Source organism: Armatimonadota bacterium (assembly GCA_013314775.1).
Lineage (GTDB): Bacteria > Armatimonadota > Zipacnadia > Zipacnadales > JABUFB01 > JABUFB01.
The window spans coordinates 23894-40766 of the sequence record JABUFB010000003.1; the positions used below are offsets into that span (position 1 = coordinate 23894).

The window sequence follows — 16873 nt, forward strand, 5'->3', positions numbered from 1 at the left end:
ATCGACGCAGGGGAGCATTCTCGCCCCTTGGCACACCTGGTCGGCAGTTGAGAGATTCGTCCACGATAGCTTCCTATATTCGAAGGGTGGAGCCCAGATGGCCTTCACCGCGAAACCGTCGGAGGGTCTTGCTCCCAAGCTCGAGGGCCTCCTGGCTGAGGGAGAGCGCATTGTTTTCTGCCTCGATAGCGACATCGGCCCCGATGGCGACTATGGGGAGCAGTCGCTCGTCCTCACCGACAGGCGCCTGGGGGTGCTGACCCCAAATGGCCAAGCCGATCCGCGCTTCTTCGACATCGAGTCTGTGGAGGAAGTCAAGGCCGAGATGCTGGTGGGCAGCGGCCTGCTCACGGCAACTATCTCCGGCCGGCGCGTGGAACTGCTCCAATATACCAACAGCTTGATCCATGATTTCACCCGCGCCGCCAAGGCAGTCTCGGACCTGGTCAAGGAGAAGAAGCCGGTCTCGCTGGACGTGCTCAATGCTGACTCCGATGAGAAGCGCTGCTCCAAGTGCGGGCGGGTACTTCCGGGCTGGTCGGATACGTGCATTGTGTGCGTGGACAAGAGCCGGGTGCTGAAACGCATCGCCGGCTATGGCAGACCGTACTGGCCGCTGCTCAGCGTGGCGCTGCTCCTGTCACTGATGACCACCGCCACCACGCTGGTGCCCCCGTATCTGTCGGGGACGCTGGTGGATGATGTGCTCACCCCGCCGTCGAAACACCCCGAATGGCTGCTGCCAGTGATCCTGGCCATGCTGGGTGCGCGGGTGGTCGCGATGCTCATCGGCATGGGCCGCGGGTGGATCATGGTGTGGCTTGCTGGGAAAGTCACCTTCGACATCCGCGCCGAGTTGTACCGAAAGATGCAGGAGCTAACCCTTCGGTTCTTCGACCGCAAGCAGGTAGGCGGCCTCATCTCCCGCATGACCCGAGACACCGATTTCCTGTATTACTTCGCGGTGGACGGGATCATGGAACTGATCGTGAACGGGCTCATGATCCTGGGTATCGGTGCGGTCCTGTTCGCGATCCAGCCGCTGCTCGCAGCTCTGGTGCTGATCCCCGCGCCGGTCATGGCCTTCATGACTCACTTCATGTTCCGGCGTATCCGGCGGGTCTATCACCGTCTGTGGCATCGTTGGTCGAAGATGAGTGCGACTATCGGCGAGGCGCTGTCAGGGATCCGCGTGGTGAAAGCTTTCGCGCAAGAGCCCCGGGAATCTGCCCGGTTCGTCCGGGACGCCGAGTCGCTCTTCACCCAGGGCGTGCAGGCCGAGCGCATCTGGGTCACCTTCTTCCCGATCCTGGACCTCGCGACGGTCATCGGGTCACTCCTGGTGTGGTTCATCGGCGGCCTCATGGTGCTGCGTTCCACGGGACCGGACGGCACCTCGCTGGGCGACCTGGTGCGCTTCCAGGCGTATATCGGCATGTTTTACGGGCCGCTTCAGAGCCTGGGGCGGATCTTCAGTTGGGCCCAGCGGGCGCTCACCGCGGGCGAGCGGGTCTTTGAGGTCATCGACAGCGAACCCGAAAGCTACGACTCGCCGGACGCGGTGCCCCTTCCCGACCTCAAGGGCGAGGTGGAGTTCCGCAAGGTGGACTTCGGGTACAAGAAGCACCTGCCGGTCCTCAAGAAGGTCGACCTGCATGTGAAGCCCGGAGAGATGATCGGTCTGGTCGGTCACAGCGGTGCGGGCAAGAGCACCATGATCAACCTGATCTGCCGTTTCTACGATGCCGACGAAGGCGAGATACTCATCGACGGGGTGGACATCCGGAACGTGAAGCTGCACGACCTGCGGCACCAGATCGGAATCGTGCCCCAGGAGTCCTTCCTGTTCAGCGGGACGATCGCCGAGAACATCGCCTACGCAAAGCCCGATGCGACTCGGGATGAGATTGTGCGCGCGGCCAGGGCAGCGAACGCCCACGACTTCATCCGCAAGCGCCCGGACGGATACGACTCCGAAGTCGGCGAACGCGGCAGCCGGCTGTCGGGTGGCGAGAAGCAGCGCATCGCCATCGCGCGGGCAATCTTGCACGACCCGAAGATCCTGATCCTTGACGAGGCGACGGCATCCGTAGACACGGAAACGGAGCAGCAGATCCAGCAGGCAATCGAGCGGCTCATCCGGTCGCGCACCACCTTCGCCATCGCTCACCGGCTCTCGACCCTGCGCAATGCTGACCGGCTGTGCGTCATCAAGGAGGGGTCAATCGTCGAGGTGGGCACCCATGACGAATTGCTGGCCAAAGAGAACGGCGAATATGCGAAACTGGTGAAAATGCAGGCGGAGATATCGAAACTGAAGGCGGTCGACGGGTAGCCGAGATCGCCTGACTTCAGGGAGACGGACTGAGGATGGCTGAGGCAGCGCCTGAGAAGAAGCCTCCCGAACCCGCGGCGGATGAATACATGCTGGACCCGGCGAAGCTCAAAGTGTTCCGTGCCGAGGACGGCACCCCGCGGCTCGAGATTGCCGGCGACCGCACGGTTCTGCGCCTGCGGGTTGCGCGGCTGTTCCCGATTACGCGGCGGCGCGAGTTCATCAGTTTCGCTGACGGTGACGACAAGGAAGTGGGGGTGCTGCGAGAACTGCGCTCACTCCCCAAGCCCATGCGGCGGATCATCCTGGAGGAACTGCGCAGGCAGTATTTCGTCCCCGAGATCACCCGGGTGCACTCCCTCAAGGACGAGTTCGGGGTGCTCTATTGGGACGTAGACACCAGCCGCGGGCGCAGGAAGTTCGTGGTGCGCGAGGCGCGCGACAACATCCGCGAGTTCGAGAGCGGCCGGATGCAGATCACCGACGTGGACGGCAACCTGTTCGAGATTCCGGACATCGACCGTCTTCCGGGGAAGGATGTGGGGGAGTTGCACCGGTTATTGTGAACGTTGGCCTCGATTCTTCGGGGCCTGACGGCGAAGGTCGATTTCCGCCGACCGGGCCTGTGCGAGACCAGGCCGACCGGGACGGTCGGCCTACGCGAGGTCGAGCCGGTCTGCTGGAAGACCGGCGCTACTCCTCTTCCTCTTCGTCCTCATAGAACATGGCATCGACGTATTCATCGGCGCTGAACAGCCGCAGGGCGTCCACACTTTCGCCCGTGCCCATGAGCTTGATGGGGATGCCGAACTCTCGCACCAGACTGAGGATGATACCGCCTTTGGCGGTGCCGTCGAGTTTCGTCACCACAAGCCCGGTGACGCCGACCGCGTCGTGGAACTGCTTCACCTGGCTGATGGCATTCTGCCCGGTGGAGCCGTCGATCACCAGCAGCTTCTCGTCGGGCGGGCGCCCCAGTTCGCGCTCCACGGTTCGGCAGATCTTCGCCAGCTCTTCCATGAGGTTGCACTTCGTGTGCAGGCGGCCCGCGGTGTCGATGATGACCAGGTTCGCGCCCCGGCTGATGGCCGCGCGCATGGCGTCGTAGACCACCGCGCTTGGGTCTGCGCCGTGCTGCTGCCGGACGATATCGCAGTTCGTGCGGCGCGCCCAGATTTCAAGCTGCTCGATGGCGGCGGCGCGGAAGGTATCGGCGGCAACCAGCATCACGTCATTGCCCGCCGACCGGTACCAGTGAGCGATCTTCGCGATAGTAGTGGTCTTCCCGACACCGTTGACGCCCAGCACCAGGAAAGTGGTGGGCGCTGACGGCCCGGTGTTCATAGGCGCCTCCGCGGGCTTGAGCAGGTTCTTGACTTCGCCGCGCAGGAGGTCGTACAGGCCGGACGGGTCAGTGATATGCTGCTTCTCCGCGCGCTGGCGCAGGCGCTCCACGATTTCCAGAGCGAGATTCACATTGACGTCCGCCTGGATCAGCGCCTCCTCCAGGTCTTCCATGAGTTCATCGTCGATAACACTGCGTCCGCGCAGTGTCGCCCCGACGCGTTTGAACAATCCTTTGAGCACGTAGCTTCTTCCTTTCGCGGTACAGTACGAGACAGAACCAGGACGCCTGGTCGCAGGTCCGCCGGTTACGTCTGTGTAGGCAGGACGCGGGTGCCGGCCCTGGGTGCGCGCGTTGCGGCCACGCGCTGCTCGGCATCGGCCAGGAAGTCCTCCCACTCCCGCAGTTCCAGTTTGATGATCCGCGACACGCCGGCGTCTTCCATGGTCACGCCGAATAGGACATCCGCGGCCTGGATCGTGTGCGGGTTGTGGGTGACGATGATGAACTGGGATTCCTTGGCGAAATCTTTCAGCAGGTCCACAAAGCGGCCGACATTGGCCTCGTCAAGGGCTGCGTCGATCTCATCCATCAGACAGAAGGGGCTGGGCTTCACCCGCAGCATCGCGAAGATCAGGGCCATCGCGGTGAGTGAACGCTCACCACCAGACAGCAGGAGCAGATTCTGCTGGCGCTTGCCGGGGATCTGGACGATGACGTCCAACCCGGACTCCAGCGGCTTTTCGTCGTCGGTGAGGCGAAGCTCGGTCTGCCCGCCGCCGAAGAGCCGGGTGAACATTGCCCGGAACTCCTCCTGCATGCGCTCGAAGCAGCGCATGAACTCCTCGGTAGCGACCTGGTCGATCTCCTGGATGACCTGCAGCAGATCGGCCCGCGCGGCTTCGAGGTCTGCCACCTGGTTCTCCAGGAACTCCTCGCGGGCCCGCAAGCGCTCGCACTCGTCGATAGCGCTGAGGTTCACGGGCCCGAGCTTGTGGATCGCCTCGCGCAACCGCAAGGCCTCGCTGCGAATCTCGCGCTCATTGACTTCTTCGCTGCGTTCCGCGAAAGCCTCCTCGGGGGTCATGCCGTAGGCGTCATCCAGGCGCTGGACAATGACCTCGATCTGGGCTTCCTCGCGGGTGATGGCGATCTCGGTGCGATGGGTGCGGTCAGCCTGCTCTTCGGCCACCGCCGCCAGCTTCTTTCGGGCGGATTCAAGCGACGCCGACTTTTCGCGCAGCTCGGACAATGCCCGGGCGCCTTCGTTCACCTGTCCGCGGGCCGTCCCGGCCACCTGTTCCAGGCGGTTGATCTCATCACCGGGCGCCTCGAACTCCGCTCGCAGCCGGTCCTCCACTTCGCGGGCCTGGGCAAGCTCCTCGCGGGTCGACTCAGAGTCACTGGCGGCCCGCTGGAGTTCGTTGGAATAGCGCTCCTTGAGATGTTGGAGGGAGCGCAACTTCTCGGCAAGCTCCGCGGCGGTCACCTGGGCGTTGACATGGCGAGCGCGGCAGGCGTCGACTTCGGCCTGGGAGACGCCTTCCGCCCGGGCGCGCTCGATCTGGTGGCCGAGGTCCTCGCCCTCCAGCCGCAGTTGTTCGCCCTGGGCCTCCGCCTCTTCGCGGCGGGTAACGGCACTCTGCAGGCGCTGGGTGAGGGTCTTGGCTTCCTCGGACAGCTCAAGCCCCGCGCTCCGGGCGGCTTTCTGCTGATCGGCGAGATGGGTAATATCCGTCTCTGCCGCGGCCTTGCGCGACTGGAGTGAGGACAGTTCCGCTTCGACACTGTGGATTTCCTCACTCAGTCGGCTGCTCCACTGGTCGAGGTTTTCCTCCCGCCGCCACATTTCAGCGAGATACTCGCGCATGACCTCGAGTTCCGCCGAGAGCGCCTCGAGCTCCCGGCGGCGCATGAAGGCCTGAGCACCCGCTCCCTCCTCGCCGCCCACGGTGATTGAGCCGTCCGGGTGGATGACTTCGCCGGTGAGGGTGACGATGCGCAGGCGGGTGCGCGCCCGCTGTGCAGCGGACAGGGCAGTGTCCAGGTCCCGGACGATCACGACGCTGCCCAGGAGCTTCTCGAACAGCTTCTGATACTCGCGCCGTATGCGCACATTCCGCAGAGCCGGGCCCACGATGCCGGGCCCGGAGATCTGGTCGGCCCCGGTGGGTGTGGTTGCGGCCGCGAGACTGGACAGGGGCAGAACGGTGACGCGACCGATTCCATTATCGCACACGAACCGCGCGGCGTTTGCGGCCTGTTCGTCGGTCTCCACAACCACCCACTGCAGCGCTTCGCCCAGGGCCATCTCGATGGCGCGCTCAAGTCGCACGGGGACGTCCAACAGGTCGGCGACGATGCCGTGAACGCCCTGGAGCTTTCCTTCCTCGGCGGCCTTGAGGACGCTCTTCACGCCGTCGCTGAATCCCTCGCGGGAACGCTCAAGCTGGGTGAGCAGTTCCTGCTGGGCTTCGGCGGTGGTGACGGCGCCCGAGAAGACGTTGCACTTCTGGCGGTGTTCCTGCAGCGTGCGGTTGGACCGGGCAAGATTCTCGCGCAGCTCTTGAAGCTGCTCGGTGCGCTGCTGTAAGGAAAGCTCGAGTTCTTCGCGGCGGGCCCGGGTTGCGTTGAGGGCCTCGGTGAGTTCCAGCTCGCGCTGGGCGAAGCTCTCCGCCTGCCGCGACAGTCGCTGCACGCGCTGGGTGAGATCACCCTCGACCCCCCGCAGTGTGAGCGCTTCGTTCTCCAGCGCGGCGGCGCGCTTGAGCACCTCTGCCTGTTTCTGCTCCAGTTCTCGGATCGCCCCGGTCTTGGCCCGGAACTCCTCGGACTTGGCCTTCAGCTCTTCCTCCCACTGCGCGCGCTCCTGTTCGGCACGGGAGCGCAGGGTCGCGGTCTCTTCCAGCTCCGCGGAGACGGTTTCGAGTTGCCCCGACAGTTCTTTCGAGCGCCGCTCATGGCCCTCGAGGATCACCTGCAAGTCTGTCTGCCTCGCTGCAGCGGCGCGCAGGCGCTCCTCGAGCACCATCCTCGCCTGCCGGGCCTGGTCGAGTTCGCGCTCGGCGCGGTTGGCTTGGTCCCGCAGACGGTCCACCTCATCGCCAAGCCGGGCCAGCTCAAACTGCACCCGCTCGTGTTCACTGTCCAGTTGGGACATGCGGTTGCGCGTGGCCTGGTGGTCGGCACGGGTGACTTCGAGATCATTGGTGAGCTTGCCGATGCGCTGGCGACGGCGCTGGTAGTCGCCTGCGAGGAGGTGCAGATCAAGATCGCGCAGGCGGTCGGCCATTTCTTTATACTGCCGGGCGCGTTCGGCTTCGGTCTCCAGCGGCCGGCGCTGGGACTTGAGTTCCGCGAGGATATCGGCGACCCGGGTCATGTTCGCCTGAGTTGCTTCGAGCTTCCGCGTGGCTTCGTCCCGGCGCACCCGATACTTGCGGATCCCCGCGACCTCTTCCAGCAGTTCGCGGCGGTCTTCGGAGCGGATGCTGAGGATCGCGTCAATCTCGCCCTGCCCGATCACGGAATATGCATCTGGGCCCACACCGGTATCCAGCAGCAGTTCCCGGACGTCCTTGAGGCGAGCGGCGGAACGGTTCAGGAGATACTCGCTCTCGCCTGAGCGGAACAGGCGGCGGGAGACGATGATTTCGGAGTAGTCGACAGGCAGCCGGCCATCACTGTTATCGATGGTGACCGACACCTCAGACATGCCGATAGGCCTGCGGCGTTCGGAACCGGCGAAGATGACGTCCTGCGACGCCTGGGTGCGCAGGGCCCGATTGCTCTGCTCTCCCAGGGCCCAGAGAATCCCGTCGGAGATATTGCTCTTGCCCACGCCGTTCGGCCCGACAATGGCCGTGATTCCGGGCCCGAACTCAAGCTCGGTCCGGTCGGCGAAGGTCTTGAAGCCACGCATTTCAACTTTCCGCAGGTACAAGGCGCAACTCCATGTCATCCAGCGCGTGCCGGCCAGTTCTGCTCGGTCGCGCCCATTGGGGATCGTCGGTCAACGCCTGGCTGGCGCAGAGTCCGGGAACGGGTCTGAACTCGGCGATACGTGGGGTCGAAGGCCGTTTTCCGGCGCGCGAATTATACCTTTGCGGCGAGAAGCAAGTCAAACACGGGCGGGCATGGGGCAGGCGCCTGCGTCGCCCCGGCGATGGGTCCCACACTATGCACTGCAAGGAGTGCGTCGTGGACAGAGCACTGCTTCGGCTTCGCCGAAATCAGTGGCACGTCGTGCGTGGCGAGATGATGGACGATCTGGCGTCGGCCGACCGTCCCGGTGGGCGGCTGGGCAATTTCATCCGCGTGGGCCGGCGTCTCGCCCGCCGGCTCTCATGCGGACCCTTCTGACGGCGTCACAGCAGCACACCAGGCGGGGCCCGGTGGGCACCCAATCCAGCCGCCCTGCTACTCTCCGTCCAGCCCCAGGGCTTTGACCTGGTCGGAGATGTGGAAAACCGCCGGCGGGCAGCCCTGGACGTAGATTCCCCGGTCCATCAGCCACGCATTGCAGTTGCCGATAATGAGGGTCATCTGGCTCTCATCGAAGCCCGCGTCCGACACCGGCCCCGCGACCACGTTGATCGGCCCGTACTTGTCCATGAACTTGCGGCCTGCCGGGCTGCGCAGGTACGAGACGGCGTCGCGGATGCAGTAGGGGCAGCGCTGGTCAACATGCCAGAGCACCTGGTCGCCGAACTCGTCGGGGATGAACTCCACCCCGGTGAGCCTGCAGCCGACCTCCTCGATCTTCTCGCCCACGGTGATAATCTCGGCCTCATCCATAACGCCCAGTCCCCGCGCGGCGGCATTGCGGATCAGCCAGACCTCCCGTGGGTCGTGGCCGATAAGCCGGGCCACGGTGGCATCCGCCGCTACGATGTCCCCACCGGCAACGATCAGGTCCATGCGCACCGGGGTGCCCACACCGCCGGGGAAGTGGCCCTCCTGGGCGATGGTCATGTCCACCACGCCCAGCACCGGCCACTTGAGGGTGTTCACATCAATGGGCACATTACAGATGCCGTAGGAATGGGACTTGCGGGTCTCGTCACCCATCATCAGGCCCATGGCGTTCTTCAAGCAGGCGGTCACACCCGCGCCGCAATGGGTCTTGCCCACGGGCACGGTGATGTGCTTGTCGCAGTCCAGGAGTATCTTCGGCACGGTGACAGGGGCCTGCAGTGCTTTCGCGCCAGGGATGCGTACGGTTACGTGCTCCGCGGCGCCGAAGGGAAGAAGTTCAGCCACCTGCTCGATGCCGGAATCCGCGAAGTTTGCGAGAACCGCATCGTCATTCCGCTCGCCGACGATCACCCGGCTTGCACCGGCATCGCGCACGAGCTTCGCAAGGGCCACCACGAGTTCGGGTTTTGCGATATTCCCGTTTGCGGGGACCTGTTTCACGAAGCTGTTGGGCTTGATGAGCACCACATCGCCAGGGCTGACGAAGTGCCCGATCCCGCCCAGGTTCTCGAGGGACTGTGTGAGCATTGCGGCCAGGTCGTGGCCTTTGACGATACTGACGGTAGTCGGCATAGAGTGACCGTCCATCGGCGAGATAGAGAACGCGGGAATGGTACTGCCGTGAGCGGGGGAGGTCAAGGATGCGGAACGGGTGTCTGTATCTGCTGCGGGCTGTGGAGATGCCACTGGCTCCGGTGCTTTGCAGGGCCGCCGGTCTTCCGTGGGGAACAGGCAGGCGTCGACGTGATCTTGCGCCCGGGAGGGATCATGGTGGACGGCGAGGCCCATGTGGAAGGCGCAGCGGATCCTGAAAGCAACGGCGTCCCGATTCGCGACAGCCTCCTGTACGGGTTTGGGTACTTGCCGCTGGCGTTGCTCGCCGGCCTGACAGGAACGTGGCTGTTCAAGTATTATCGCCCAGACCCCAATGATCCGGAAATGACGGTGCTCGTCTCCGCAGGGGCGTTCTTCGCGGCGATGACTGTCAAAAGCATCATGGACGCGGTAACCGACCCGCTGGTGGGCTACCTGAGCGACCGCACCCGCACGCGCTGGGGCCGGCGCAAGCCTTACCTGTTGGTGGGCGGGCCACTGTTGGCGGTCATGACCGTGCTGCTGTGGTACCCTCCGACTGCGGGAGAGTCGGTAGCCAATGGCGTCTACCTGGGCGTCATGGCCGCATTGACGTTCGTGTGTTTCACCATCGTCGCTTGTCCGTACCTGGCGATGCTGCCCGAGATCACGACAAGTCTGGTGGGGCGGGTGAAGCTGACCACTTGGCAGGGCGCCTTCAATGTGCTGGGATCGCTCATCGCCCTGGCCGGCGCGGGGGTACTCATCGACCAGTTCGGTTACCGGGGTATGGTCCTGTGCATGGCCCCACTGATTCTCCTGGCGTCGTGGGCGCCTTTGCTGGTGAGGGAGCGCGCCGTCATCCACCAGCCCGTCTCCATGCCTTTCCTGCAGGCGATGGTCGCCACTATCCGCAACCGGCATTTCACCCCGTACGTCATCTCCCAGTTGCTCTTCTGGGAGGCTTTGTGGATCGTGCTCGCGGCCGTGCCGAAGCTGGTGGAGATCCGCGCCGGAGTATCGGAAACCGCACAGGGGATCATCATCGCATCGTCTATGCTCGCGGCGGTGGGGGTTTTCCCCCTGGTGCCGAGACTCACCGCGCGGTTCGGCAAGAAAAGAACCCTCCGGCTGGGCATGGTCTGGTTCGGGCTGCTCATGGTGCCGCTCATGCTCATCGGCGCCGGCCCGTCATTCCTGTCGCCGGTGGTCCAGGCGCTGTTGGTGATGCTCCTGGCCGGCCCGCCGGTGGCCACGCTTTTCTCGCTGCCCAACGCGATCCTGGCGGATATCATCGACCGCGATGCGGAGCAGACCGGGCAGCGCCGGGAGGCCATGTATTTCGGAGTCCAGGGCCTCATCGTGAAAGCCGGCGCTGGCATCGGCCCGGGCATCGCGGGATTGCTTCTGGGCACATTCGGCGAGACCGCTGCGGAGCAGGGAGGATTCACGGCGGCGCTGGCCGCGGCTCTGCTTTTCAGCCTGGCGGCCGCAGCCGTGTTATCTCGATATCCGGGAGACTGACACGATGAAGGCGAGACTTAGTCTGCAGTGTGTCCTGCTGATCGCGACATTACCCCCGGCGGTCTGGGCGCAGACCGGTGTCCTTCCCGGTGGCGCAGGGGGGCCGGACCTGCAAGTCACCCTCGAGAATGGCGCACGGATCGTGGAAGACAGCGTCCTCAAGGCGCCAGTGCTGGAACTGGATGGAGAGGTCGGAAGCTATGCCCACTGCAAGACGCCCGAAGACTGGGGGCGGCTGCGGAACGTGCGGATCGACGTGAAAGTGCGGCTGGACCAACTCCGCGCAAGCTCGATTCCCATTGCCCTGCCCGGAAGCTTCATGATCTACATCAGCGGCCAAAGCAAGCCGTGGTTCCTGTTCTTCACCGACAAAGGTAGGGTCATTCTGTCTTGCGAAGAGACGCTGCTGCCCGGCGTCTGGAACGACCTCGCGGTGGAGTACCGTGCGGATGACATCTGCCTGCTGTACTTGAATGGCAGGAGCGTGGCGGGGATGACCGGCCGGGGGCTGCTGAGCCAGGGCCAGGGCGAACTGTGGTTCGGGCGCTATGACTGGACTGACCCCGAGGATGGGAAGCGCTACGAGCAGTGGATGAAGGGTGCCATTGCCCGGCCGAAGGTGACCATCCTGCCCGACGACGACCGGTTCGAGCTGGACACCGAGGGCATGGATAACTGCATGATCGTGAGCTGGGGCGACCAGATCGTGGTTGGTCAGGGCTGGCGGAAGCTGAACCGGATCGAGCATGTAGCGCCGCTCATCGAGGAATGCAAGCGGAAGGGCGTCAAGAAGGTGCTCTTCCGCTGCTCGTCCCTCCTCATTATGGACCTGTACGAGAAGCGCATGGACGAGGACCACTGGTACATCAAGGCGATCCGGGCGGTGGAAGGCGACATTCACTCGGAGGTCATCCGCCAGTGCCACGAAGCAGGGATCAAGGTCTATGCCTGGAGCACTATCTTCGACGAAGGCAGCCCGACATCTGTGCTCTACGGTGGCAGTACCCCATACTTCTGGCAGTCGCGTTTCACCATCGACCACCCCGAGTACCTGACGGAAAACCGGGATGGGAGTAAACGGCAATGGGGTGTGCTGTGTTACGCCTACCCCGAAGCGCGCCGGTATATCGTGGGCATTTTCCAGAAGCTGCTTGCGGACCGGCCCTTCGACGGCGCATACATCTGCACCCGGACCCACTCATACCCGGCGGAATTCGCGGACCAGTTCGGCTACAACCAACCCATCGCGGATGAGTTCAAACGCCGGCACGGGGTGGACATCCGCACCGAGGACTTCAGCAAGTCGCAGTGGTGGGACCTGCAGGGCGAGTACCTGACCGAACTCATGCGAGACTTCCGTCGTGGCCTGCCGGGCAAGGAGATTATCGTGGGCATCCCGCGGTCGGACTATATCGGCCCGCCGTACGGGAACATGCGACTGGACTGGCGGACGTGGGTGCAAGAAAGACTGGTGGACGGGATCATACTGGGAACCATCAGCGGCGGATGGCATTACCCCAATACCATGAACATGCCCGGGTATGTGCAGAGCCAGCAGGACAACGTGGGCATGCGGGAACTCGAGTACGATCTGGGTCAGTGGTTCGGGCCTGCCTGCCGGGAGGCCGGGGTGGGTCTGTACCTGATGCAGTCGGCGATCTACTCGGACAAGGATCGCGAGCTGCTGAAACACCCCGGCATGGCCGGGTTCGCGATAGCGTTCTGAAGGCCAAAGTCGACCCCGACGGGTGGCGATCTAGTAGCATCGGCTTTGCAGGATGCGTGCCTGCCCCGTGGGTGGCCGGCATCCGGTGCAGGAGGAAGGGCCTGTCGTTCCCCTTCGAGGGCTCAAGGCCCATCGCGGGGCGGCAAACCGGGGGCTTTCCGCCCCCGCCTACAGGCTGCCGCCCGCTCCGCGGGCTGTGAGGCAATGGCTCAGGGCGCGCGACACGTCAAACGCGGCTTCACCCCCGGCCGGCATGCACCCCACAAGAGCGATAGTCCCGGGTGGCGACTGGGCAAGGATGACATCTCGGTGGTATACTCCTGCACGGGGCAGATTGCGGAACCACCCATGTCCATTGCCTGGTTGGACGTGATACTGGATTACACTCCCTGACCCGGGGGCCTGTGACCGATGCCACTGGAACACCAGCCCGACTTCCGGCCCAGTTTCCATTGCGACCACCCCCCCTTCTGGGCGGGCAGTCCCGAGAGCGTCTACCGGCAGGTGGACGCGGTGCGCCGTGGTGAGGTGACCGAGATCGCTACTTCGCCGGGCGGGCGGCCGATCCACCTGGTCGCCTACGGTGAACCGGAGCCCTTTGCCAGCCGGGCCAACTTCAACTCGGCGGTAGGCGCCCGGGATATGACGGCCTACGCTGACAAGAGCTCACGCACGCGGCCCGTGGTCTTCCTGCTGGGCCCGGTGCACGGCGAGGAAACCAACGGCAGCACGGGATGCGTCAACATGATGAGCATCCTGGAGACCGGCGCGGACCTGCGGGGCAAAGCATGGCCCGAACTGCGGGAACTTGCGGATACCTGCCGGGTGCTCATTGTCCCACTGGCGAACCCGGACGGGACGGCGCGGTTCACACCAGGTTGTTTCGTGGGCTGCAGCCCGTATGAGGTGCGCTACTGGGCGCAGGGAACGTGGGCGGACACGCGGCTGTGCGAGTGGCCCGACTGCAAGGCCCAGCATCCCATGCGGGGCCCGAACACAGGATTCCTCGGCGCGTATTTCAACGACGACGGCATCAACCCGATGCACGACGAGTTCTTCGCACCCATGGGTCCGGAAGCCCCCGCGATCCTGGATATTGCGAGGCGGGAAGCGCCGGAGTTGATCTGCGGCCTGCACGGTCACCCCTCCGCCGTGGCTGTGCTGGAGCCCGCATACGTGCCGATGTACATCAAGAGGGAGTGTGCGGAGTTCGCGCGGCGTCTGAAGGAAACGTACTCGGCCGCTGGAATACCCTTCACCGAGCCGTTCACACCCGGTTGCGACGGCGATCAGCCGCCCGGCCCGCCCTTCAACCTGACAAGCGCGTTGTTCCACGTGAGCGGGGCGATGTCCTTCACCCTGGAGTGCCCCGTCGGTCTCGCAGGCGAGAATGCGTTGCTGTGCACCCACGAAGAGATCCTGGAGATGCAACTGGTGCTTTACAGTGAGTGTTTCCGCTTCGCTCATGAGCGACTGCGAGCCTGGCCGCAAGCTGTATGTTAGGGCAGGACTGATGAATCGGGGGCGCGGCGAAGTCCCGTGGGACGGCGGGATCCGTCGCGGTTCGATGCAATCGACGCGGAGGCAGGGGCATGCTCCCAGATGGAATAGAACCGGATGGTGGCAGGTCATTCCGGGCCGGTGACGGCAGGGCAAAACAGGTGCAGGAGCGGTGGTTCACGCGATACCGCCGCTGGGAGAACCGGCTGCGTGCCAAGTTAGGCCTGCGCCGTGTGCCCGAAGGCGTCACGGTGGATTACAGGCCCCAGCCTGCCTGGGTCGGCGATGCGGACGATGACCCCGAGGCCGTCCGCCACGTTACCCCATACCTTCTCGCCACGCTGATATTCGCAATTGTTATTGTGGGCATCTTCTGGGTGTTCGCGACAGTGACCCCGGAACCCACGACCTCGGAGACCGTTGAGGCCCAGGCGATCCTGCGTAAGGCCGTGTCTCAACTGGAAAACGGCGACGTGGAGGGCGCCAAGGCGACACGGGACAATGTGAGCAAGCGCCTGTCCCGTGAACCGTCAATGCAGATGCTGACGGGGTACATCCTGGCGGCCGAGAAAGCGGACCGGGCCCAGGTCGAGAAGCGGTACTCGTCCGGCTGGAAGCGCCAGACGCGCTTGCGGAACCTGCTGGTCCTGGCCGGGTACAGGGAGTGGATGAAGGATCGCAAGGGCGCTCTCGACGCGCTGAAGAAGGCCTCGGCGCTCGCGCCCGGCAACGTCGGGGTATGGATGTTGACATCCAACCTCCTCCTGGCCATGGGCGAATTCGACGACGCGGCCCTGGCGGCCGACCAATTCGAGGAGGCTTTCGGGGGAGCCAGTCCACTGTCGCTGCAAGTGCGCGGGCGCTCTCTCCTGCTTACAGGCAAGCCCGATGAAGCTCGGAACGAGTTCGAGGGCGCGCTGATGATGTCGCCTGGCGCGCTGGCTCCGCGCCTGGGCCTGGTGGATGTGTACACGCAACTGAAGGACTACGATGAGGCGCTTTTCCAGGTGAATGAAGCGCTCAAGCTCCACGACGACCAGCCGGATGTGCATGGCCGCAAGGCATACATCCTGGAGAAGCTCGGGCGTTTCGAGGAAGCCGAGGCCGCTTACCGTAAGGCCATTGAACTGCAGCCGCGCCACGTCAATTCCCTGAACAACCTCGCTTATCTTCTGGCTGTGAAGCGCAAGGACACCGCCGAGGCGCTCAAGTTGGCGCGCAGGGCCTACTCCCTGGCACCCGAAAACCCAGCGATTATGGACACCCTGGGATACGTTCTGCATCTCAACGGTGAAGATGAGGAAGCCGTGCGCCTTCTGGAACGGGCGGCCAGGCTGATGCCCAACCAGCCCGACATCAAGAAGCATCTGGACGCAGCGCGCAAGGGGCTCTAGCCGACGCCCCGGGTTGAAACCCGGGTTGTGCCCCCGGATCGGTGCCCCGGGTTGACGCCCCGGGTTGAAACCCGGGTTGTGCCCCCGGATCGGTGCCCCGGGTTGACGCCCCGGGTTGAAACCCGGGTTGTGCCCCCGGATCGGTGCCCCGGGTTGACGCCCCGGGTTGAAACCCGGGTCTACAGGCCTTCGGCCGGGCGTCCTGCGGACGGGGGCCCAAAGCGCATCGGTCGAGCGTCCCGCTCGACATCTGCCGTCTCGCTCGACATCGTCCGCCGACGCCCCGGGTTGAAACCCGGGGCTAGAGGCCTTCGGCCATCCGTCCTGCGGACGAGCGGCCCAAAGCGCATCGGTCGAGCGTCCCGCTCGACATCGTCCGGTCCGCCGTACATTCTCACCCTTCTCCCTCCGATTCCGTCGCCCCGCTTCAGGCCCCGCAGGTGCATCGTGGTTCGCTCGCGAAACACAGGTTCTCTCACTCACGTACGAAAGGCACTGAGGATCATGGAACTCGAGAATCCCTTCGCTTGCGAAGGCAACTGGTACAAGGCCAACCTGCACGCCCACACCACGGAGTCTGACGGGAAACTCAGCCCGGAGCAGGTTGCGATCCATTACCGCCGGCAGGGCTACCATGTGCTGGCAATTACCGACCACGGCAAGGTGACTCCCTGCGGCGACTACTGCGCCCATGACTTCGTGTGCATCGAAGGCATTGAGTACGGTAGCGGGCAGTGCGAAGTGGGCCACACCTATCACGTCGTAGGCGTGGGCGTTCCCGGCGAAGCGGCATCTGCGCCGACAGACCACCCGCAGAACACCCTGGACCGCATCGCCGAACTGGGCGGCATCGGGTTCATCGCACACCCGTATTGGTCCTGCCTGGTTGCCCACGACATGCTGGGCCTGCGCAACTGCCTGGGGATCGAGGTCATCAACTACGGCTGCGAGATCGAGATCGGCAAAGGAATCTCGTCGGTGCACTGGGACGATATGCTGGTGCGTGGAGAGATAACCCTGGCTGTGGGTGTGGATGACGGCCACCGCTGCGGGTGGGATTTCTACGGTGGGTTCACCATGATCCGCGCCGCGGAACTCACTCGTGAGGCGATCATGGACGCTCTGCGCCGGGGACAGTTCTACGCCTCCATGGGTCCGCTGATCCATGACATTCGCCTCACGGATGACGGGATTGAGGTGGACTGCAGCGCGGCACAGGCCATCAATTTCGTGGCCAATAATCAGCAAGGTTGGTGCATCCAGGCGGAAGATCGCCCGCCGCTCACGGGTGCCAGGTACTTGCGCAACGGCCGCGAGAAGTATGTTAGAATTGAGATCGTGGGCGAGACGGGTCTGCGCGCCTGGAGCCAGCCTTTCTTCTTCTCCTGACGCGCATCCAGCGTGCCGCGGGAACAAGAGCGGTGCACGCGGCGTCCAACCCGCATTACTACCCGATCCAGACAAATGGGGCCGCAGATTCTGTGAGACGCAGGCGCAAC

The 16873-nt window shown here is 64.3% G+C and carries 12 protein-coding genes; 9 read left to right on the top strand and 3 right to left on the bottom strand.

From position 1 onward, the window contains the following. Positions 1 to 97 precede the first annotated feature (97 nt). Both HPY44_02945 and HPY44_02950 read left to right on the top strand, forming a co-directional pair. A complete protein-coding gene (locus HPY44_02945) occupies positions 98 to 2335 on the top strand; it encodes an ABC transporter ATP-binding protein (protein ID NSW54946.1) in 2238 nt (745 codons plus the stop codon). Between the two features lie 35 nt (positions 2336 to 2370). Next, positions 2371 to 2901 carry a DUF1854 domain-containing protein gene (locus HPY44_02950; GenBank protein ID NSW54947.1) on the top strand — a complete coding sequence of 177 codons (531 nt, stop codon included), beginning with the start codon at positions 2371 to 2373 and terminating at the stop codon, positions 2899 to 2901. Between the two features lie 127 nt (positions 2902 to 3028). Here the strand turns inward: HPY44_02950 and ftsY are convergent, their stop codons facing one another. Further along, on the bottom strand, positions 3029 to 3922 hold the full coding sequence (gene ftsY, locus HPY44_02955; GenBank protein ID NSW54948.1) for a signal recognition particle-docking protein FtsY: 894 nt from the start codon (positions 3920 to 3922) through the stop codon (positions 3029 to 3031). Between the two features lie 65 nt (positions 3923 to 3987). Further along, entirely contained in the window at positions 3988 to 7602 is a 3615-nt protein-coding gene (gene smc / locus HPY44_02960; protein ID NSW54949.1) for a chromosome segregation protein SMC, read from the bottom strand. A gap of 278 nt (positions 7603 to 7880) precedes the next feature. Here smc and HPY44_02965 point away from each other — a divergent pair, with 278 nt between their 5' ends. Continuing rightward, on the top strand, positions 7881 to 8042 hold the full coding sequence (locus tag HPY44_02965; protein NSW54950.1) for a hypothetical protein: 162 nt from the start codon (positions 7881 to 7883) through the stop codon (positions 8040 to 8042). A 57-nt stretch (positions 8043 to 8099) separates the two neighbouring features. Here HPY44_02965 and HPY44_02970 read toward each other — a convergent pair whose 3' ends face one another. Further along, the gene (locus tag HPY44_02970) at positions 8100 to 9230 is read right to left on the bottom strand and encodes a DUF362 domain-containing protein (protein ID NSW54951.1); all 1131 of its coding nucleotides are present in this window, start codon (positions 9228 to 9230) and stop codon (positions 8100 to 8102) included. 171 nt (positions 9231 to 9401) lie between these two features. Between HPY44_02970 and HPY44_02975 the strand changes: the two genes are divergently transcribed. From HPY44_02975 to HPY44_03000, 6 genes are all read left to right on the top strand, one after another. After that, positions 9402 to 10754, top strand: a complete 1353-nt coding sequence (locus HPY44_02975) for an MFS transporter (protein NSW54952.1) — start codon at positions 9402 to 9404, stop codon at positions 10752 to 10754. 4 nt (positions 10755 to 10758) lie between these two features. After that, positions 10759 to 12480: a hypothetical protein gene (locus HPY44_02980; GenBank protein NSW54953.1), complete on the top strand. Its 1722-nt coding sequence runs from the start codon at positions 10759 to 10761 to the stop codon at positions 12478 to 12480. 204 nt (positions 12481 to 12684) lie between these two features. Continuing rightward, positions 12685 to 12873 (top strand): hypothetical protein, encoded by a 189-nt coding sequence (locus HPY44_02985; GenBank protein ID NSW54954.1) that lies wholly within the window; start codon positions 12685 to 12687, stop codon positions 12871 to 12873. 18 nt (positions 12874 to 12891) lie between these two features. Beyond that, positions 12892 to 13983: a hypothetical protein gene (locus tag HPY44_02990; protein NSW54955.1), complete on the top strand. Its 1092-nt coding sequence runs from the start codon at positions 12892 to 12894 to the stop codon at positions 13981 to 13983. Positions 13984 to 14072: 89 nt separating this feature from the next. Further along, positions 14073 to 15374 (top strand): tetratricopeptide repeat protein, encoded by a 1302-nt coding sequence (locus HPY44_02995; protein NSW54956.1) that lies wholly within the window; start codon positions 14073 to 14075, stop codon positions 15372 to 15374. Positions 15375 to 15878: 504 nt separating this feature from the next. After that, the gene (locus tag HPY44_03000; GenBank protein NSW54957.1) at positions 15879 to 16763 is read left to right on the top strand and encodes a CehA/McbA family metallohydrolase; all 885 of its coding nucleotides are present in this window, start codon (positions 15879 to 15881) and stop codon (positions 16761 to 16763) included. The last annotated feature ends 110 nt before the right edge of the window (positions 16764 to 16873 follow it).